General features: G+C 69.5%; 15 protein-coding genes. 5 read left to right on the top strand and 10 right to left on the bottom strand.

Annotated elements, in window-relative coordinates:
• Positions 1-213 precede the first annotated feature (213 nt).
• Together MTY59_RS06970 and MTY59_RS06965 are read left to right on the top strand one after the other, a co-directional pair.
• On the top strand, positions 214-1,110 hold the full coding sequence (locus tag MTY59_RS06970; protein WP_221045025.1) for an SDR family NAD(P)-dependent oxidoreductase: 897 nt from the start codon (positions 214-216) through the stop codon (positions 1,108-1,110).
• Complete coding sequence (locus MTY59_RS06965; RefSeq protein ID WP_221046297.1) at positions 1,100-2,662, top strand: AMP-binding protein; 1,563 nt, start codon at positions 1,100-1,102, stop codon at positions 2,660-2,662. The genes MTY59_RS06970 and MTY59_RS06965 overlap by 11 nt, the downstream gene beginning before the upstream one ends.
• A gap of 4 nt (positions 2,663-2,666) precedes the next feature.
• Here the strand turns inward: MTY59_RS06965 and MTY59_RS06960 are convergent, their stop codons facing one another.
• Together MTY59_RS06960 and MTY59_RS06955 are read right to left on the bottom strand one after the other, a co-directional pair.
• Positions 2,667-7,508, bottom strand: coding sequence for a cation-translocating P-type ATPase (locus MTY59_RS06960; RefSeq protein WP_250160732.1), 4,842 nt, complete (start codon positions 7,506-7,508; stop codon positions 2,667-2,669).
• Between the two features lie 160 nt (positions 7,509-7,668).
• On the bottom strand, positions 7,669-8,625 hold the full coding sequence (locus MTY59_RS06955; protein WP_221045024.1) for a sigma-70 family RNA polymerase sigma factor: 957 nt from the start codon (positions 8,623-8,625) through the stop codon (positions 7,669-7,671).
• Positions 8,626-8,783: 158 nt separating this feature from the next.
• Between MTY59_RS06955 and MTY59_RS06950 the strand changes: the two genes are divergently transcribed.
• Complete coding sequence (locus MTY59_RS06950) at positions 8,784-9,554, top strand: SDR family oxidoreductase (RefSeq protein WP_221045023.1); 771 nt, start codon at positions 8,784-8,786, stop codon at positions 9,552-9,554.
• Positions 9,555-9,580: 26 nt separating this feature from the next.
• On the top strand, positions 9,581-10,318 hold the full coding sequence (locus MTY59_RS06945; protein ID WP_221045022.1) for a DUF899 domain-containing protein: 738 nt from the start codon (positions 9,581-9,583) through the stop codon (positions 10,316-10,318).
• A 97-nt stretch (positions 10,319-10,415) separates the two neighbouring features.
• Here MTY59_RS06945 and MTY59_RS27230 read toward each other — a convergent pair whose 3' ends face one another.
• Positions 10,416-10,640, bottom strand: a complete 225-nt coding sequence (locus tag MTY59_RS27230) for a hypothetical protein (RefSeq protein ID WP_007769504.1) — start codon at positions 10,638-10,640, stop codon at positions 10,416-10,418.
• Between the two features lie 43 nt (positions 10,641-10,683).
• Positions 10,684-11,055 carry a nuclear transport factor 2 family protein gene (locus MTY59_RS06940; protein ID WP_221046296.1) on the bottom strand — a complete coding sequence of 124 codons (372 nt, stop codon included), beginning with the start codon at positions 11,053-11,055 and terminating at the stop codon, positions 10,684-10,686.
• Between the two features lie 67 nt (positions 11,056-11,122).
• Here MTY59_RS06940 and MTY59_RS06935 point away from each other — a divergent pair, with 67 nt between their 5' ends.
• Positions 11,123-11,605 (top strand): SRPBCC family protein, encoded by a 483-nt coding sequence (locus MTY59_RS06935; protein ID WP_221045021.1) that lies wholly within the window; start codon positions 11,123-11,125, stop codon positions 11,603-11,605.
• A 27-nt stretch (positions 11,606-11,632) separates the two neighbouring features.
• Here MTY59_RS06935 and MTY59_RS06930 read toward each other — a convergent pair whose 3' ends face one another.
• The 6 genes from MTY59_RS06930 to MTY59_RS06905 are packed head-to-tail and all read right to left on the bottom strand — an operon-like array spanning position 11,633 to position 19,109.
• Entirely contained in the window at positions 11,633-12,793 is a 1,161-nt protein-coding gene (locus MTY59_RS06930) for an NDMA-dependent alcohol dehydrogenase (protein WP_221045020.1), read from the bottom strand.
• Between the two features lie 37 nt (positions 12,794-12,830).
• Positions 12,831-14,306 (bottom strand): acyl-CoA synthetase, encoded by a 1,476-nt coding sequence (locus MTY59_RS06925; RefSeq protein WP_221045019.1) that lies wholly within the window; start codon positions 14,304-14,306, stop codon positions 12,831-12,833.
• Positions 14,303-15,085, bottom strand: a complete 783-nt coding sequence (locus MTY59_RS06920; RefSeq protein WP_081286061.1) for an SDR family NAD(P)-dependent oxidoreductase — start codon at positions 15,083-15,085, stop codon at positions 14,303-14,305. The genes MTY59_RS06925 and MTY59_RS06920 overlap by 4 nt, the downstream gene beginning before the upstream one ends.
• A gap of 2 nt (positions 15,086-15,087) precedes the next feature.
• Complete coding sequence (locus MTY59_RS06915; RefSeq protein ID WP_221045018.1) at positions 15,088-16,725, bottom strand: AMP-binding protein; 1,638 nt, start codon at positions 16,723-16,725, stop codon at positions 15,088-15,090.
• A gap of 21 nt (positions 16,726-16,746) precedes the next feature.
• Positions 16,747-17,487, bottom strand: coding sequence for a GntR family transcriptional regulator (locus MTY59_RS06910; protein ID WP_221045017.1), 741 nt, complete (start codon positions 17,485-17,487; stop codon positions 16,747-16,749).
• The gene (locus MTY59_RS06905; RefSeq protein ID WP_221045016.1) at positions 17,487-19,109 is read right to left on the bottom strand and encodes an SMP-30/gluconolactonase/LRE family protein; all 1,623 of its coding nucleotides are present in this window, start codon (positions 19,107-19,109) and stop codon (positions 17,487-17,489) included. The genes MTY59_RS06910 and MTY59_RS06905 overlap by 1 nt, the downstream gene beginning before the upstream one ends.
• Positions 19,110-19,131: the final 22 nt, after the last annotated feature.

Below are 19,131 nucleotides of genomic sequence, written 5' to 3'. Positions count from 1 at the left end.
CGGGCTGAGATCGGTTGTGCGCGGCGCTGATCCGGCGCGCACGCTCGGGCGGCCTACGCTCACCCGTCGCCGAGGGTCCCCGGGGGCGGTCTTGGCCGGGGCGGAGCGCAGGTCCGGACCGCACTGTGGTCTGCTACTTGTAGTTACGAGCCCGGGGCACGGTGAAGCAACCGCCGACCCCGGCAAGCGGCTCGAGTGGATGCGGCAGCGAAGTTGAACGCACTAACGCAGGCCCTGAACACGGTCACGGACCACGTGGCCAACCCGGCGCGGGTGTCGGACCCCGACAAGTTGCGGGGCACCGTCCTCGGCAAGACCGTCTTGGTGACGGGCGCCTCCTACGGCATCGGTGAGGCGACTGCGCGCAGCCTGGCCGCCGCGGGGGCGACCGTGCTGGTGGTCGCCCGGTCCGCGGAACGGCTCCGCGACCTCACCGCGTCGATCAACGCCGGCGGGGGTCGAGCGGTCTCCTACCCGACCGACCTCACCGACGAATCCGCGGTGAGCACCCTGACCGAACAGATCACCGAGGAGCACGGTCCGCTCGACATCGTGGTGAGCAACGCCGGCAAGTCATTGCGCCGTTCGCTGCATGACCAGTACGACCGGCCGCACGACTTCCAGCGCACCATCGACATCAATTACCTGGGGCCGGTGCGGCTGCTGCTGGGGCTGCTGCCGGCCATGCGCGGCAACGGCAGCGGGCACATCGTGAACGTGTCGAGCGTCGCCGTGCGGGTGGCGCCGGGCCCGCAGTGGGGTGCCTATCAGGCGTCCAAGGGCGCCTTCGACAGGTGGTTGCGCAGCGTGGCGCCGGAGTTGCACACCGACGGCGTCGACGTCACCACCGTCTACTTCGCGCTGGTCCGCACCAGGATGATCGCGCCCACCCCGCTGCTGGGCAGCCTTCCGGGACTCTCACCCGACGAAGCCGCCGACGCCATCGCCAAGGCGATCATCGAGCGGCCCCGCACCATTGCGCCGCTGTGGGTGCTGCCGGCCGAGGTGGCCTCGGTGCTCCTGGCCGGGCCGGCCGACTATGCGGCCCGGCTGTGGCATCGCCGGTTCTTCAGCGAGTCCGACACCGACGAGGCCGCTGATGACGACTGATCGCGTGCTCCCCTCCGCCGCCCGGGCCCTGCTGCGTTCCGGTCTGCTCACTCCGCCGGCGCCGCTCGCGGGTGTCCGGCTGCTGCGCGAGGTGCGCCGGGGCGGCACCAACCCCTACACGCTGCTGGCGGTCACCGCCGCCCGCTGGCCCGACCGGACGGCGATCGTCGACGACGACGGCGCGCTGACCTATCGCCAGCTGCAGCAAGCGACCGAGTCGCTGGCGCGGCGGCTGGCCGGCGACGGTGTTGCACCCGGGCAGGCGGTTGGGGTGATGTGCCGCAACGGACGCGGTTTCGTGGCGGGCGTTTTCGCCGCGGCCCTGCTGGGTGCCGACGTCGTGCCGATGAGCACGGAGTTCCGCACCGATGCGCTGGCGGCCGCGGTAGCGGCCCACCGCATCTCGACCGTGGTCGTCGACGACGAATTCACCGAGCGGGTCCGGAGTGCGGACGATTCGGTCGTCACGGTCGATCCGGCGACGGTCGGCACCGACGAGGGCGCCCGCCCGGACGTCGCCACCCCCGGCCGCATCGTGCTGCTGACGTCGGGCACCACCGGGAAACCCAAGGGCGTGCCGCGCACCCCGCAGATGCGCTCGGCGGTGGGCGTGTGGGTGACGATCCTCGATCGCACCCGGTTGCGCACCGGTTCGCGGATTTCGGTGGCAATGCCCATGTTTCACGGGCTCGGGCTGGGCATGCTGATGCTGACCTTCGCGCTCGGCGGCACCGTTCTGACGCGCCGTGAGTTCGACGCCGAGGCCGCGTTGGCCCAGGCGTCGCTGCACCGCGCGGACGCCTTCACCGCGGTGCCGGTCGTGCTCGCGCGAATCCTGGAGCTGCCCGAGGAGGTTCGGGCGCGAAACCCGCTGCCCTACTTGCGCACGGTGATCTCCAGCGGCGACCGCCTCGACCCGACTCTGGGCCAGCGGTTCATGGACGCCTACGGCGACATCCTCTACAACGGCTACGGCTCCACCGAGGTCGGCATCGGCGCGCTGGCCACGCCGGCGGATCTGCGCGAAGCCCCCGAAACCGTCGGGAGACCCGTCGTCGGGTGCCCGGTGCGCATCTTCAACAAGAACGACAAGCCGGTCGGGCCGCGGGTCACCGGGCGGATCTTCGTCGGCGGCGAATTGACCAGCGAGGGCTATACCGATGGCGCGGCGAAAGCCGTCGTCGACGGCATGACCAGCACCGGTGACATGGGCTATCTGGACAATGCGGGCCGGCTCTTCATCGTCGGCCGCGAAGACGACATGATCATCTCCGGTGGCGAGAACGTGTATCCCCGCGCGGTCGAGAACGCCCTCGCGCAGCACCCCGCCATCGCCGACAACGTGGTCATCGGCGTGCCCGACGAACGGTTCGGTCAGCGCCTGGCGGCGTTCGTGGTGGCGCAGCCGGGTGGCGAGATCGACGTGGCCGAGCTGCGCGAGTACCTGAAGGGCCGCGTCTCTCGCTTCGAACAGCCCCGCGACATCAACGTCGTGGACAGCATCCCGCGCAATCCCACCGGCAAGGTGCTGCGCAAAGAACTGTCCGGCTGACGGCTTACCCCTCGCCGGGCTCCAAAGCGGCGACCTGCTTGGCCAGCCAGTTGGGCGCCAGCGCCGAGATCGCGGTGGCACCGGCCGTCGAACCCAGCACACCCGACCAGGCCACCGGCCCCAGCGGCGTGCATCCGAAGAACTGACTGAGCACCGGCGTCTGCACGATGCCGACCAGCACGCCTGCGCTGCCCAGGGCGGTCGCCACCACGAGCGGGCTGTGCCGCCGTGTCAGCAGCGTCTGCGCCAGCTGGGTCGTCACGAGCGCGGTCAACCCCATTGTCGCCGTGCGGCGTTCGGTGCCCGGCGTCCAACGCCCGATGGCCCAGGCAGCCGTCGCCCCGGCGGCCGTGACGGCGCCGCGGGTCACGATCTGGCGCATCAGCGGGGCGTCGAGTGAGGGGGTGGGTCCGGTGAGCACCGCGCGGCGGTGCAGGCGGCGGGCCTCGTCGGCGGCTTCGGCGGATTCGTACTCGGCTTCGTCGGGCTCGACGTACTGCGACGTGACCGCGACCGCCAGGGCGGGGAACATGTCGGTGAGCAGGTTTACCAGCAGCAGCTGCCGGGTTCCCACCGGCGCGCGGCCCTGGCCGAAGGCGGTCCCGATGATGGTGAACAACACCTCGCCAACGTTGCCGCCGACCAGGATCGTGACGGCGTCGCGAACCCCGCCCCACATGCTGCGGCCCTCGACCAGGGCGTCCATCAGCACGCCCAGATCGTCGTCGGTCAACACGATGTCGGCGGCGCCGCGGGCGGCCGACGATCCGCGACCGCTCACCCCGATACCGACGTCGGCCATCCGGATGGCGGCGGCGTCGTTGGCGCCGTCGCCGACCATCGCGGTCACGCGCCCGCAGCGCTGCAGGGCGCCCACGATCTGCACCTTCTGCTCCGGGCTGACGCGGGCGAACACCTGCACGTCGGCGACCAGCTTGGCGCACGCGTCCTCGTCGAGAGCCGCGAGTTCGGCGCCGGTAACCACCCGCACGTCCTCGGGCAGGCCCAGTTGCCGGGCGATCGCCCGCGCGGTGACCGGGTGGTCGCCGGTGATCAGCACCACGTCGCGGTCGGCGTCCAGCAGGGCTTCGATCAGCGGACGCGCCGACGCCCGGGCAGTGTCGGCCAGGCCGACGTAGCCCAGCAGCTCGAGGTTCTTCGCCGCCGCGTCGACGGCGTCGGCGTCGGTGTCGTCGTCGTCGGTCTCGTGCTTCCAAACGCGCTGCGCCACGGCGAGCACCCGCAAGCCCTGCTCGGCGAGACCGTGCACCACCGCCTCGGCCCGCTGCCGGTCGGCTTCCGGGTCGGCGAACTTGCAGCGCGGCAGGATGACCTCGGGGGCTCCCTTGAGGATCAGCACCGGCGCGTCCGCGGGATGGCCATTGGCAATGCCGTCGTGGCCCACGGTGCCGATCGCGGCGGCGAAGCCGCGACTGGACTCGAACGGCACCTCCGCGAGCATCGTCCAGTCCGAATCGGTGTGGCCGTTCAGCGAACTCGCCGCGGTGAGGATCGCCTCGTCGGTGGCGTGCGCATGTCCCTGGCCTTCCTGTGGCTGAGCGGACGCCCGTGCCGCGGCCCGCAGCAGAGCGGCCGATTCCGGGTCGGTCAGTTTCGGGAACGGGTCGTGCGGGTTGACGTCGGCGGGCACGGCGCACACCACGCGTAGCCGGTTCTCGGTGAGCGTGCCGGTCTTGTCGAAACATATGGTGTCGACGCGGCCCAACGCCTCGATGGTGCGCGGTGCGCGGACCAGAGCTCCGCGCGCCGTCAGGCGCTGGGCGGCGGAGAGCTGGGAGAGGGTAGCCACCAACGGCAGGCCCTCGGGGACCGCGGCCACCGCGATCGCGACGCCGTCGGCCACCGCCTGGCGCAGGGACGCATGGCGAAGCAACGCCAGCGCCGACACCGTGGCCCCGCCGGCCAGCGTCAGCGGGAGAACCTTGCTGGTGAGTTCGCGCAGCCGCGCTTGGATTCCGGCCGACGTTTCGACGTTTGCGACCGCCGAGATCGCGCGGTGCGCGGCGGTGCCGACCCCGGTGGCCACGACGATCGCCCGGGCGTGTCCGGCGACGATGGTGCTGCCCTCGAACAGCATGCTGGCGCGGTCGGGGTCGTTGACGGCGACGGGATCCACCTGCTTGTCCACCGGAAGCGACTCGCCGGTCAGCAGCGACTCGTCGACCTCGAGGTCTTCGGCGACCAGCAGGCGGGCATCGGCGGGCACCACTTCGGGTGCGGCCAGGTCGATGACGTCGCCGGGCCGCAAGGACTTCGCGGACACCGTCGCCGTGCGGGTCGCGTGTCGGGCGGCCTCGAGCCGGCGGCGCGTCGTCGCGACGGCCGGAACAACCACCCGGCGCACCAGCTGGTCCTGCTCGGCGAACAGCTCGGCGGCGGCGGATTCAGCCCGGAGCCGTTGCGCCCCACCGGTTATCGCGTTGACGGTCATGACGCCGGCCACCAGAAGCGCGTCCACGTTGCTGCCGACGATCGCCGACGCCGCCGCGCCGACGGCCAGGATGGGGGTCAGCGGATCCGCGAGTTCGGTCCGGGTCGCCGAGGCCAGCCGGGCCACGTTGTGCAGGGGTTTGCGCAGGGGTTCCAGCGCCGGGCTGTACGACAGGTCGTCGAGACGGCGCCGCCAGGACGACTCGGTTTCGACGGCCATCGGCCGCGCGCCGCCGGCCAGCCGCGAGTACACGATCTCGGGATCCAGCGCGTGCCAGGCGGTCAGCGGTTGGGGAGTGGGGTCGGGCAGCCGCAGCACCCGGGCCGCCGAGAAGGTTCCGGCGACCAGCGCGGTGGCCGCGGCGGCGTTGACCGGGTTGAGCCAGCGCCGGAAGCTCACCGGGCTGGTGCCTGCCTCCTGTTCACCGGTGACCAGCAGCAGCCCGGCCAGCGTGGTGCCGCCCTGCGCCAGGTGCACCGCCGACTCGCTGGCCGACCGGGCCACCGGGATCGCCGACAGGATGCGCACCGCGTCGGCCAGATCGGTGCCCGTGATGATGTCCGCGGTCCATGCCGTCGCGGCGCGCGGATCATCAAGTGCCACACCGATATCGGCGATCGCGAGCGCGGCCAGGGTGTCGGTCGAGGCGAAATCCCGATGCAGCGCGGTGATCAGCAGCACCGGTCCGCGGTCGGCACGCAGCTCCCGGACCACGTTGAGCAGCGGTGTGCCGGGCGGATGCGTGGTGCCGACGCTGGCGCTGAGGTCTTCGGTGCCCGCGACATGGCGCAGTACCACTCTCGCACCGGTGCGGTTCGCGGTCTGGAACAGCGGAATGGCGTAGGGGTCGACCTCCCAGCCCACGTCGACACTGCCGACGCATTCGCCGTCGACGATCAGGTCGGCGCTTTCCAGGCCCTGCGCGGGCGTCGCCGAAGACCCTTGTTGCCGAACCCATTTCAGCCGTGCACCGGTCGCGGGCAACTCGTCCGGGTCGGGCTCGGGCGCCTCCTCGCCGTGCAGCAGCGCGTCGGCCACCTCGTAGACCCGGTCGTCATCCCAGCCGGGAGCGTCTCCGCGGACATGCAAGACCGCGCGATGATCGCCGCGCAGCGCGGCGCCGTCGATGACGACCACCTTCACCCGGTCCAGGCGGCGCAGGGCACCCGGGTCGAGCACCAGTTGCCCTGAATTGGCAAGCCCGCGGCCCAGAATCGCGGCGAACGCCTGCCGACCCATGTGCGCGGCGCGGGGTACCCCGGCCTCGATGGCTGCGGCCGCGTCTTCGGTGCCGCCGCCGGCGACCAGGGCGCTGACCGCGGCGATCAGCGAGCCGTTGGCCGCCGAATCGACATAGCTTTCCACCGGACCGGCCATCGAGCCCTTGGCCTTGTCCATCGCGGCGTCGATCGTTCCTCCGACCACGACGTGGGACGCTTCACCGGCGGCCGCCGCGGCCCAGCTGTGCCGGGGCAACTCCGACTTGGCCGAGGAAATGACCGGGACCACCGGGGCCTGCGGCCGGTCGGGGGAGGCCAGCTGTGGCTCGCGGTCGCGCCAGACGCGCCGATGCGCCGACGCCTCGGAGACCTGCAGGGTGCGTTGCGTCAGGTCGAGCATCGGGGTGCCGAACGATTGGGTCAGACCGTGGGCGGCCGCCGTCGTCGCGGCCAGGGCGAGGTCGGTGCCCACCCGGCCCAGCCGGGCCTCCAGGATCGAGACCATGCGCGGTTGATGATTGATCAGCGCGGCCGCGGCGCGGGTGGTCTGCGGCGCCGCGGGCAGCCGGGTCACCCAACCGGTGACCGCCGCCCCCATCGCGACCAGATCCATTGCCGCCGCGGTGAGCGGTACCAGAATCGCCAGCGGGTTGCCCGGGTCGGCGAACGGCGCGGACAGCGGCGGCGACTCCGACTTGGACCAGGTGATGTCGGAGGCGATCGAGGACACCGTCGCGCGCACCTCGTCCACAACCGCGTCGTTGTCCGCGTCGTCCGACAGTTCGACCACCAGGCGGCCCAGTGAGCCCTCGACGTGGGCCTTGGTCACGCCCGGAATCCGGCGCACCGGCTCCTCCACGGCGGGGGCGTACTCGTGCCAGCGGGGGAACGGAAGCAATGGATCCAAGTCCAGGTGCACGCGGTGCCCACTGTGCCAGCGCACCGGCGGCAGGACGGCCCCGGGGGAGCCGTTGGAGGAACTGTCCATCCCGATCGCGCGGCCCGTCGTCTGGGCGACGGACTGGATGACCGGTCCGGCGAGTTCGGTTACCGGGCTGGCCAACATCTGCAGCGCGCCCGCGGCCCCCGCCGCGGTGGACACGCCGGCGCGCACGACCTGCGCCGCTCCGCCAGCTACACCAGCGACGACGCTGGAAACGCCGGGAATCTTCACTCGTCACCCTTCACTTCGTCTACCGCGCCTAATGATCCTGGCGTGTGGAGGACCTGTCCACACGTGGGCGGGAAGGTAAAACCGTGCGACGACACCGATGACGATGCAGGTCGGGCCTCCCTTAGAGAGCAAGGGGTGCGATTATGTCCCTGCTCCAAGGTTACCGGGTTGGCGAAAAACCAAACGTGCTGAACAGGCCAGGGTCGAGGAAGACGGTGATGCCGGCGACGCCGGAAGCGCCGGTGGTCAGCACGTGAATGGAATGCGCCCGCATCGCCCCGTCGGCGCCGCGCCGGTACTCGGCAACGGCGGGTTGCGAATTCGCGGCCGTCGGGATCATCACAATATCGCCGGGCTCGGCCAGGGCGCGTCCGGCAAGGAATCGCAGTACGGCGTCCCGGCCGGTGAACCACACTGGCATTGGCGGCATTTCGAGTTTGACATCGGCTTGCAGCAGCGCTGTCAACGCGGCCATGTCCGCGTTTTCGAATGCCGCGCAATACCGGTCGAGTAATTCGCGACGCTCGGCATCGCCGGGCTCGGACATGCTCTCCTCGGTGGGGGACAGGTCGGCGAGGCGGGTCCGGGCGCGCTGCAGCGAACTGTTCACCGCCGCGGGCGTGGTTTCGAGCAGTTCGGCAACCTCGGCGGCGCTGAACTGCACGACGTCGCGCAGGATCAATACCGCGCGCTGCCGCGCCGGAAGCTCCTGAAGTGCCGTCATCACGGCCAGCCGCACGCTCTGCTTGGCGGCGAGGTCGTCTTCGGGGCTCTTGAACATCAGCGCGTCGGGAATGGGCTCCAGCCAGGCGTGCGCGCCGGTCTTCGCGTCGAAATCCGCGTCCGGGTCGATCGAGCCTTCCCCCACACCCATCGGCAGCACGCGGCGCGCGCGGTTCTCCAGCGCCCGCAGGCAGGCGGTCGTGGCGATCCGGTACAGCCACGTCTTCAGCGCCGCGCGTTCCTCGAATGCCGGATAGCCACGCCAGCCCCGCAGATACGTCTCCTGGACCAGGTCCTCGGCGTCGTGCACCGAGCCCAGCATGCGGTAGCAATGTGCGATCAGCTCGGCCCGAAATGGCGCCGCCTGCTCGACGAAATCCTCCTGCGCCGGCACGACCCACTCCTTTCGGCTGCGAGGGAACCTACTCCCTTAGAGACATCCCGCCGCCGAAATTCATCGGTCCGCGGCCGATGAAACCAGATGCCGCGCCGTATCTGAATTGGTGAAGGCGCGGCCACGGCCGCAGACCACGTCAGAGAGCGAGAACGACCATGAACCAACCCAGTACCGCCCACGCCGACGGGCTCACCGGCACCACCGCGATCGTGACCGGAGCCGGCCGCGGATTCGGCCGTGCCATCGCCGCCGCGTTGGTGGCCGCCGGTGTGCGCGTCGTCGGCGTTGCACGCACCCGAGCGCAACTCGAGGAGGTGCGCACCCAGCTCGGCGACTCCTTCACGCCGGTGGTGGCCGACGCCGCCGATCCGGGGACTGCCGAACGGCTGATCGACGAGCACCGGCCGCGCACCCTGGTGCTGTGTGCCGGTGCGACGCCGCCGATGCTGCCACTCCAGGAACAGACCTGGGAGACGTTCAGCGCGAACTGGAACTCCGACGTCGCGCAGGCGTTCCACTGGATTCGCCAGACGCTGCTGCGTCCGCTGGCGCCGGGCAGCTCGGTGATCGTGATGTCCAGCGGCGCTGCGCTGAACGGGTCGCCGCTGTCGGGTGGCTATGCGGGGGCGAAGGCGACCGTCAGGTTCATCACCAGCTATGCCGCCATCGAGGCGCAGCGCGCGGGGCTCGGGATCGGATTCACCGCCGTGCTGCCGCGGTTGACGCCGGCCACCGCCCTGGGGGCGGCCGCCGTCGCGGCCTACGCCAACCGGCAAGGCGTCGACGTCGACTCCTTCGTGCGGGCCAGCGGGCCCGCGCTCACCGCCGAGCAAGTGGGCAAGTCGGTGCTCGAGATCGCCACCGGCGACGCCATCGGCCAGGACGCCTACCTGCTCACCTCCGCCGGCCTCTCGCCGCTGGCCTGAACATCCGAACCGAAAGGCACCCAGCGATGCACACACCGCCGATCGTGTCCGCCCAGCAGTGGGCGAGCGCGCACCAGCAACTGCTGGCAAAGGAGAAGGAACTCACCCGGGCGCATGACGCGCTGGCGGCCATGCGGCGCCGGATGCCGTGGACGGTCGTGGACAAGCGGTACGAGTTCGACGGACCCGAGGGCCGAGTCGACCTGTTGGGTCTGTTCCAGGGCAGGCGTCAACTCGTCGTCTATCGCGCCTTCTACGGACCCGACATCGACGGCTGGCCCGACCACGCGTGCCGGGGCTGCTCGATGATCGCCGACCATGTCGGCAACCTGGCCCACCTGAACGCCCGCGACACCACGCTGGTGTTCGCCTCGCGTGCCCCGCAGGCAGACATAGACCGACTCAAGGCGCGGATGGACTGGAAGATGCCCTGGTACACGATCACCGATGACTTCGACGCCGATTTCGGGGTGGATGAATGGCACGGCACCAACGCCTTCATCCACGACGGCGACCGGGTGTTCCGCACCTACTTCATCAACAACCGCGGCGACGAGGCGCTCGGAACCACGTGGAGCTTCCTGGACATGACCGCGTTGGGACGCCAGGAAAACTGGGAGGATTCGCCCCCAGGCTACCCGCAGACCGCTCCCTACGAATGGTGGGACTGGCACGACGCGTACGGCGAGCACGAGCCGTCACGCTGGTTCGGTGAGCCCGACCCGAACGATCCGAACGACCAACGGCCGCCGTGCGAGAACTGAACGGCGTCAGGCGAATTGAACGGACTGGGGCCGGAGAACACGAATGCGCGGTAGCCGTCGGGCGGCTACTCGCGCATTATTCAGGGCGACCGGATTGTCAGAGAATTCGGTGGTGTGCCCTGTCGACCTGGTACCCGGCCGGGAATGACTTCTCGATGACCTGTAGGTGGTGGTCCACCCTGGACTCCAGCTCGAGAACCACACAGCTATCGCCGAGCGCTTTTGATTCGAGAACTATGTACCGCTGACCACAATCGGTGATCGGGTCGCCCGAGTGCAATTTCTCGACCGGCACCGACTCCGGAGTTGCATCTGCCTCCATCCATGACACGTTAGGTCAATTCCGTGGGGGAGGGAATAGACCGCTATGCGGTGCCGGCGGACCGCTGCTTGAAGAACACGCTGACGTGAGAGATCAATCCGTCGGTGTCTTGCTCGAACAGAATGCATTCGGGCCACGTGGTCGCGACGCTGTCGATCTCGAATGTCTCGGACAGCTCGGCGTACGACACCCGGCTGTCCACGTGCGAGACCCGCCGCACGTGCAACCGATGGCCCTGAAGCTCGGTGCACACCTTGCGCAGAAAGGCGACATAGCGCGCCTTGCCCTCGACCACGTCGCAGAACGGCCCCTCCCGGGTCAGGCCCTCCTCGGCAATGGTGTCGGCCAGTCCGTCCCAGTCGTGAGCGGCCAGGCATTCCAGGTAGCGCTCGACCACTTGACCTCGGGTGCCCATCACGCCTCCGCTCCTTGGTCCTGCGCCGAGCGTAACGCCACGGCGAAAAAACCGGCAGAATGTCGCCGTGGCGTTACATTCGCGGGCACGGTCGTTGTTGTTCGTCCACGCCGACCGGACGCTGTCCGAAGAGGTCCCCGCACCGCCCGACGCCGTGCGCGACTTCTACGTGGACCTGAACAACATCAAGCTGGTGCACCCGCTGATCATGTCGGTGGAAACGGTGTCCCGCAGTGAAACCCCGGACGGCTACCAGCAGACCTACCGCGTGGTCGACCGAATTCCGCTGGGGCCATTGACCATACGAACCAGCTATCGGGCCCGGCTGCGGGTGCCCGTCCGCGGCGACGTGCTGACCGCGGCCGATCAATCGCCCGGGGTGCGCCTGCGCGGCACGGTCAGTTTCGAGCCCGTCGACCGCGGCACCCGGGTCACCGAGCGGATCTCGATCACCGCGCCGCGACTACTGGCCGGGGTGACCATCCGTGAAGGGGTCAAGGCGCACGTCAAGATGCTTGCCGGCATCCGGAGTCACTTCGAGTCCCGTTGACCCGTCGCGCGAGGACTGGACTCGTGATCACACGCCCGCGAAATCGATCACGCCGCGAATGTTGCGCCCTTCCCGCAGGTCTGTCATTGCCTCGTTGATCTGGTCGAGTCGGTAGTGGCGGGTGACCAACTCGTCGAGTTTCACCGCGCCCGCCTGGTACATCGACAACAGCATCGGCACGCTGGTACGCGGATTCATCCCGCCATAGAGCGCTCCCCGAAGTTGTTTGGCCGACAGCGTCATCTCCTGCAGCACCAGCGGAACCGGGGGTTCGGTGAACGGGGTGATGCCGGTGAGCACGCAGACGCCGCCCTTGCGAAGCAGCGCCATCGCCAACGGCAGCAAGTCGACATGTACCACGCCGGGGCAGATCACTACGCGGTCCGCCATCAGGCCGGCGGTTATCTCATTGACCAACGGCATCGCGTCCTGCGCCGAGGCGGCGGTGTGCGTGGCGCCGAAGATCTTGGCCGAATCCCGCTTGGACTCAACGGGATCCACCGCGACCACATACTTCGCGCCGACGGCGCGCGCCCCCTGCAGAGCGTTCATCCCGACGCCACCGGCGCCGATGACGACGACGGTGTCGCCGGGTTCGGTGCCCGCCGATATCGTCGCGGAACCCCAGCCGGTGCTCACCCCGCATGAGACGAGCGAAGCGGCATGGAACGGGATCGCTTCGTCGATCTTGATGACCGACCTTTCCGACAGCACCGCATACTCGGAGAACGTGCCGAGTTGTCCGTAGGCCAACAGGTCTTCGTCGCCCAGGTGCCGGCGGCAGGTTCCGTCGGTGGGCATCTCCCGGACGAACAGGCTGGCGCCGATGTCGCAGATGTAGCTCTGCCCGCTCACGCAGAAGCGGCAACTACCGCACGCCGGAATGAACGACAGCGCCACGTGGTCCCCCGGCTGGACCGACGTCACGCCGGGGCCGACTTCTTCGACCACACCGGCACCTTCGTGACCACCGAGCAGGGGGAACCAGTCCGGTGCCGGCTGGCCGCTAGCGGCGACCGCCTCGGCCGTCGGGACCACGTCGCCGGTGAAGAGGTGATCGTCGGAGTGGCAGATTCCGGCGACGGCAATCCGGACCATGACCTCACCCGCGTGGGGCGGGTCCAGTTCGATCTCGCGGATCTCCCAGTCCTGGCCGACCCCGCGGATGACAGCGGCGCGACATTTCATTTGCGAACTCCCTCGATTTGTTGTGGCGTAGCGGGTCTCAGTGCGCCAGGCTGGCGCGCAGTTCCCGTTTGAGCACCTTGCCGTAGCTGTTTTTCGGTAGCTCGTCGACGAATTCGTAGCGCTTGGGACGTTTGAAGCGGGCGATGCGCTCCAGCAGATGCGCGTCCAGCGCCGCGGGTTCGACGGCGCCGACGATGAAGGCAACCACGATCTCACCCCACTCGGCATCGGGGGTGCCCACCACGCACGCCTCGGCGACGCCGGGGTGTTCGAGCAGCACCTCCTCCACCTCGCGGGGGTAAATGTTGCTCCCCCCGCTGATGACGACGTCCTTCGACCGGTCGCGCAGCGTCAGAAAGCCGCGTGCGTCGAACGAGCCCATGTCCCCGGTGTACAGCCAGCCGTCCTTGAGTGCGGCGCGGGTGGCTTCGGGGTTTTCCCAATACCCGACCATGACCGCGTCTCCGCGACAAACGATTTCGCCGATCTCGCCCGGCGGCGCCGGATGGCCGTCCGGGCCCAGCACGGCTACCTCCATCCCCGATCGCGCGTAACCGACCGAACCCAGGATCGCGTCGTCGCCCGATTCGTGATCGGCGCGCCGCAGCCCGGTGATGGTCATCGGTGACTCGCCCTGCCCGTAGATCTGCGCGAAGATCGGGCCGAACGCCGTGATCGCCTTGCGCAGGCTTTCGACGTACATGGGTCCGCCGCCGTAGACGATCGTCGTGAGATTGGCCGGGCGGGCGCGGCCCGTAGCGACCAGCCGTTGCACCATCGTCGGCGCCAGGAATGCGCTGGCGGCCGGGTGGCGCTCGCAGAGATCCAGGAATTCGTCGGGATCGAATGCACCCGAGGTAGGCAGGATTTGGCGGGCGCCGCGCAGCACGTAGGGCAGAATGTAGAGGCCCGAGCCGTGCGACATCGGTGCCGCGTGCACCAGGCTGCAGTTCTCATCGGGCGCGTCGATATCGGCCAGGTGCGCGACCGTCATCGCCGTGAGGTTGCGGTGTGTCAGCATTGCGCCCTTCGAGCGGCCGGTGGTGCCGCTGGTGTAGAACAGCCACGCCAGCGCCGACGGATCGGTGTGCGGCGGCACCGACGACGGGTCGGCAGCGAACCGCCGCGAATAGTCTTCGGAGTCAATGATTTCCGTCGGCACCGGGGTCATCGGCGCGAGCTCGCCACCGATCGCCGACGAGGCGAACACCCGTGCCGCTCCGGCGTCGTCGAGGATCTGCGCCATCTCGCGCGGATGCAGCTTGTAGTTGATCGGCACGACGACGCATTCGGCGGCCCAGGTCGCGAACATCAACTCGATGATCTCGGGGCGGTTGTGGGTCGCGATCGCGATCCGGGCACCCGCATCGTGCTGTCGCCGGATCGACGCGGCCAGGCGTAAGGCCCGGTCGCGTAACTCGATCCAGGTGCACACGCGGCGCTCCCCCCGATACACCGCACCGCGATCCGGGAACCGGTTCGCGGCGTGATCGAGCAGCGCGAACAGATTCATCGCTCGATCCACTGTGCCGCCAGCGCCGACTCCGACAGGTACTTCGTCGAACTCCAGCCGCCGTCGACGACGATGGTCTGGCCGTTGATGAAACTTCCGCCCGGCGAGCACAGGAATGCGACGGTGCTGGCGATGTCATCGATGCGGCCCAACCGCTGATGCGGCGTCATCTCGGTGTTGATCTTGCGGAATCGCTCGTCCTCCAAGCGCTTTTCGACCATCGGCGTCACGGTCACCCCGGGCGCGACGGCGTTGCAGCGGATGCCGGACGCGCCGTACTGGCAGGCGATGTGAGTGGTCAGCGCGGTCAGCCCGCCCTTGGCGGCGGAGTAGGCGCCGCCGCGCAGGCCGCCGACGACCGCGAAGGTCGATGTCACGTTGATGATCGCCGACCCGGGCGCCATGTGCGGCAGCACGTCGCGCGCGAGCCGAAACGGCGCCCGCAGCATCAACCCCAGGAAATAGTCCAAGGTTTCGTCGTCGGTTTCGTGCAGCGGCTTGGGGCTGCCCACTCCGGCGTTGTTGATCAAGAAGTCGATGTGTCCCCACCGGCCGACCGCAAGGTCGACGATGCGGCGCGGTGCGTCATCGTCGGTGAGATCGACGGCGAGTGTCGCGACGCGATCCGGATCGCCGACCGCGCTTGCCAGTTCGGCCAGCCGCGCCTCGTCGCGGCCCGTGCCGACCACGGCCATGCCCATCTCGGCCAGCTTTGTGGCGCACCCCAGGCCGATGCCGCTGCTTGCACCGGTGACGATTGCGACCTGCATCTCACCCATCCTTAGTCTCCACGCGGCGACCCGCCGCGCCCGGCTTCGCCGCGCTCGCGATCGCCGCGCATCAGCGACGCCCGGATCTGATGCTTGAGTATCTTGCCCGCATCGTTCTTCGGCAGCGCATCCCAGAGCACAACCTGTTCCGGGGCCTTGAATTTCGCGACGCCCTTGCTCACCAGCACTGCAAGCAGGCTCGCGACATCCGGGGTCGCCGCACCCGCGGGCACGATCACCGCACAGGCCCGCTCACCGGTGCGGTCGTCGGGCAGCCCGACGACCGCGATCTCGGCGATGCCGGGGTGGTCGGCGAGCAGGTCCTCGACCTCCTTGGCCGAGATGTTCTCCCCGCTGCGAATGATGACGTCCTTGGCCCGGCCGGTCACGACGAGGTACTGGTCATCGACCCAGCGCCCGAGATCCCCGGTGCGGAAAAAGCCTGCGGCATCGAAGGAATCGTCCTCGGGATGCCGATAACCCAGCAGCATCTGCGGACCCCGGACACAGATTTCCCCGTCGCCGGCGGGGGCGGCCTCGTGCGTGATCAGCTTGATCTCCGCGATTCCCGGCCTGCCGTCGGTGTCCGCCGCACGATCCGCTTCGTCCGGCCGGGGAGCGCCGACGGTCGCCACCGGCACTTCCGTGCAGCCGTACACCCGGGTGACCGCCGCGCGGTCGAAATACTCCGCGGCGCGGCGGATCAACGACGGTGACACGGACGCGCCCCCGCAGATGAACACCTTCAGGTCGGGCAGGCGGGTGCCGACGCGCTGCGCGGCGGACAGCAGCTGCTGCAGAAACGGTGTGGCGCCGGCCATGTGGGTGCACCGGTGCGAGTCCATCAGTGTGACCGCCCCGGCCGCATCCCAGCGGTCCATCAGCACCGCCGTGGTGCCCAGCAGCAGTGGGCATTCGAAGGCGTATATCGAGCCGCCGATGTGGGCGACCGGCGACGGCACCAGGAACGTGTCGCCGGGGGCGATCGTCCAGTGCTCGCGGATCTGGCAGATGAGTGCGTGCATCGAATTATGGGTGTGCAGGACGCCTTTCGGCCGGCTCGTGGTGCCGGAGGTGTACAGGATCATCCGCGCGGCATCGGGATCCAGCGCCGGCAGGGCCGCGTCCTGCGGCGGCGACTCCAACAGGGCAGCATACGGTGTGTGCGGGCCGGCGTCGCCGCGCAGCACCACCACCTCCGGCGGCCGGCCCATCGCGGCGGTCACGCGTTCCAGCATCGCCGCGTAGTCATGCCCACCGTATTGGTGCGGGACGAAAACCATTGCGGTGCCGGCGTCGTCGAGTATGCAGCGCAGGTCGTGATCGCGCAGCGACGGCAGGATCGGGTTCACCACCATGCCGGCCAGCGTCGCGGCCAGGTAGATGACGGCGCTCTCGTGCCAGTTCGGCAGCATGAACGACACGACGCTGCCCGGGGGGATGCGGGCCAACAGGGCGCCGGCCAGCGCGCCGGCCTGGGCCTGCAGCGCCGCGCAATCGAGACGAATATCCCTGTCCACCAGCAGCGTTCGGTGCGGCGATTCCGTCGCGGCGGCCCGCAGCGCATCGGCCAGCGTGGTGTGCACCCACAACCCGCGCCGGTATGCCTCCGCCGCGTGCGGCGCCTCCTGGGCGGTCCGGGCCATCACCGCGACCTCATCTCGTGCGCCCTATTCGTCCACGCGACGCATGGTCATCGCGTACCGGAACCTCGACGACAGGTGGGTGTTGATCGTCACCTGGGCCACCTCGCCGTCGGAGGTCGTGTACGTGCGCCGCATCTGTAGCGCGGCCGTGCCCGCTTCGACCCCGAGCCCGTCGGCCAGCTCCGGGGACAGCAGGACGGCGGCGATCTCCTGGTGCAACTGGGCGACGCTCACGCCGAAGAGGTCCTCGATCAACGGGAATATCGGGCCGGCGTGGCGTTGCAGCAGCCTGCCCACCGCCGCGAAAGTCCGGTTGATGTAGTACTCCGTGCGGCACAACGGGACCGCCGCATCATCGGCCTGCCGGTAGCCGCGCACCGTTAGCCACTGGCTGCCCACCTCGAGGCCGGTCCGGGCGGCGAGGTCGTCGTCGATCGTCACCATCGCGTTGGATTCGATGGTCAGCTGCGCGCCGGCCGCGAACGCCAAGAGGTCGTCGATCGACATCGCGTCCTGGGCATAGGAGCTCGACGCGGGCCGGGGAACCACCCGGGTGCCCGCGCGCGGCCGGGAGGCCACCAGGTTGTCCTCGCGTAACCGGCGCAGCGCCTCCCGGATGGTGTAGCGGCTCACCGCAAAGCGCTCGCACAGTTGGTGTTCGGTGGGCAACTGCGAGCCCACCGGGTAAACGCCGTCGACGATCTCCTTGCGGAGGGTGCGCGCAATCTGCAGGTAGCGGTGGTCGCCCGCGATGGCCTGGGGCATCACGGTCCGTCCGGTGTCGGACGCAACGCCAGCACGCTGCCGTCACCGTCCGCCGAGACGTACAGGGTCCCGTCGGCCGCGGCGGCGATGCCGGCGAAGGGGCCCTGCGGCCCGGAGAACGGCGGCATGCCGCGCAGCGGCTTGGGTGTCACACCCGGCGGGGGCCCGATCGGCAGCCCGCCGGCGATCGTCCGCCGCGCGTTGGTGCCCAGATCTACCGCGATCAACTCCTTGGCGCCGGCGTCGACGACGTAGAGCACCCCGCCCCGCACCAGAATGCCTTGCGGGCGTTGCAGATCGGCGACAACGGTGTCGGTCCCCGAGCCGCTCACCCTGATCACCCGGCCGGCTCCGGCCTCGGCCACCAGACACGCCCCGTCCGCGTCGATTGCGACTCCCACCGGCTCACGCAACCCGGTCGCCAGCACCCGGACACCATCCGATCGCAGCGCCAGTACCCGCCCGGTGCCCAGCTCCGCGAACATCACCCCGCTCGCGCTCACCGCGACACCGTAGAGCTGGTCGAAACCGTCTGCCAGCACCTCGCTTTCGCTCGCTTCCGGCCGGTAACGGGCGACCTGGCCGCCGGATGTGGTGACGACGAATTCGCCGGGCCCGCTGGCTGCGACGCCGCGCAGGAACCCGGGATAGCCGGGGCTGAACAACATTCCGGCGGTGTGCAGTGACCCATCGGGCAGGGCGACGTAGAAGTACGTGCCGTCGGCGATGTAGAGCTGTCCGTCGTGGCCCACCGCCAGGTCCATCGGCCAGTTGAGGCCGCCGGCCAGAACCGATCGCGTTGTGCCGTCGGGTGATATCTCGGTGATCTCGCCGGTGAAGTTGGACACGAACAGCCGGTCGCCGACGAAGGTGCAGTTGTCCAGGCCCGGAGTGAGCTGGGCGAGCAGGCGTTGTTCGCCATTACGGGGATCGATGCGCAGAACCTGCCCGCTGGCCACCTGTGTGGACACGATGTGGCCCTGCGGGTCGAACTTGACCGAGTCGGGCACACCGAGATTGCCCGCCACGCACTGCGGTTCGCCGCCGTTGGGATCGATGCGCCAGATCTCGTTGGCGCCCATCACCGGGAAATACAGCAGGCCGTCCGGGCCGACCTCCATCGCGTTCGGCGAGGGCACGTTCTCCAAGAGCACCCGCGGCGGCCCGCCCGCCAGGTCGAATTCCAGCAACCGCCCACCCTCGCGGCATTCACCGATGAACAACCGGCCCTGGTGAAAGGTGATGCCGTTGGCCGAAGGCACGTCGTCGCGCAGCACTCGCGTCCGGCCGCCGGTGTCGCGCACGCTCACCCGGCCGTCCATCACCTCGGTCGCGTACAGGTTGCCGTCGGCGTCGAAGGCGACGTCGTCGGGCGCCACGATGTCGCCGCCCTTGGGGCTGGCGGTCACCAGTTCGCCGGTGCGGTGATCCAGGGCGCTGATCTGACTTCCGGTCACCTGGGCGATGTAGATGTGACCGTCCGGGCCGGTGCGCAGACCGTTGGCGCCGAACAGCCGACTGGGAGCGGTGACCCGTTCCAACTCCCAGCCCTCGGCGACGTCGATGGGGGCTGCCGGCGCATAGCGCGAGGGCAGCGTTGAGATGGCCCTTGAGGTGGACATGCTTCGCCGAGGTCCTTCCGTC

The sequence above is a fragment of the Mycobacterium senriense genome, assembly GCF_019668465.1.
Classification (GTDB): Bacteria; Actinomycetota; Actinomycetes; order Mycobacteriales; family Mycobacteriaceae; genus Mycobacterium; species Mycobacterium senriense.
Note: the sequence above shows the minus strand (reverse complement) of the source record. Positions and strands in the feature narration are given on the sequence as shown.

Coding starts and splice junctions, on each gene's coding strand:
- MTY59_RS06965 (WP_221046297.1), top strand. CDS start 1,100: ATGACGACTGATCGCGTGCTCCCCTCCGCCGCCCGGGCCCTGCTGCGT.
- MTY59_RS06950 (WP_221045023.1), top strand. CDS start 8,784: ATGAACCAACCCAGTACCGCCCACGCCGACGGGCTCACCGGCACCACC.
- MTY59_RS06945 (WP_221045022.1), top strand. CDS start 9,581: ATGCACACACCGCCGATCGTGTCCGCCCAGCAGTGGGCGAGCGCGCAC.
- MTY59_RS27230 (WP_007769504.1), bottom strand. CDS start 10,640: ATGGAGGCAGATGCAACTCCGGAGTCGGTGCCGGTCGAGAAATTGCAC.
- MTY59_RS06940 (WP_221046296.1), bottom strand. CDS start 11,055: ATGGGCACCCGAGGTCAAGTGGTCGAGCGCTACCTGGAATGCCTGGCC.
- MTY59_RS06930 (WP_221045020.1), bottom strand. CDS start 12,793: ATGAAATGTCGCGCCGCTGTCATCCGCGGGGTCGGCCAGGACTGGGAG.
- MTY59_RS06925 (WP_221045019.1), bottom strand. CDS start 14,306: ATGAATCTGTTCGCGCTGCTCGATCACGCCGCGAACCGGTTCCCGGAT.
- MTY59_RS06920 (WP_081286061.1), bottom strand. CDS start 15,085: ATGGGTGAGATGCAGGTCGCAATCGTCACCGGTGCAAGCAGCGGCATC.
- MTY59_RS06910 (WP_221045017.1), bottom strand. CDS start 17,487: ATGCCCCAGGCCATCGCGGGCGACCACCGCTACCTGCAGATTGCGCGC.
- MTY59_RS06905 (WP_221045016.1), bottom strand. CDS start 19,109: ATGTCCACCTCAAGGGCCATCTCAACGCTGCCCTCGCGCTATGCGCCG.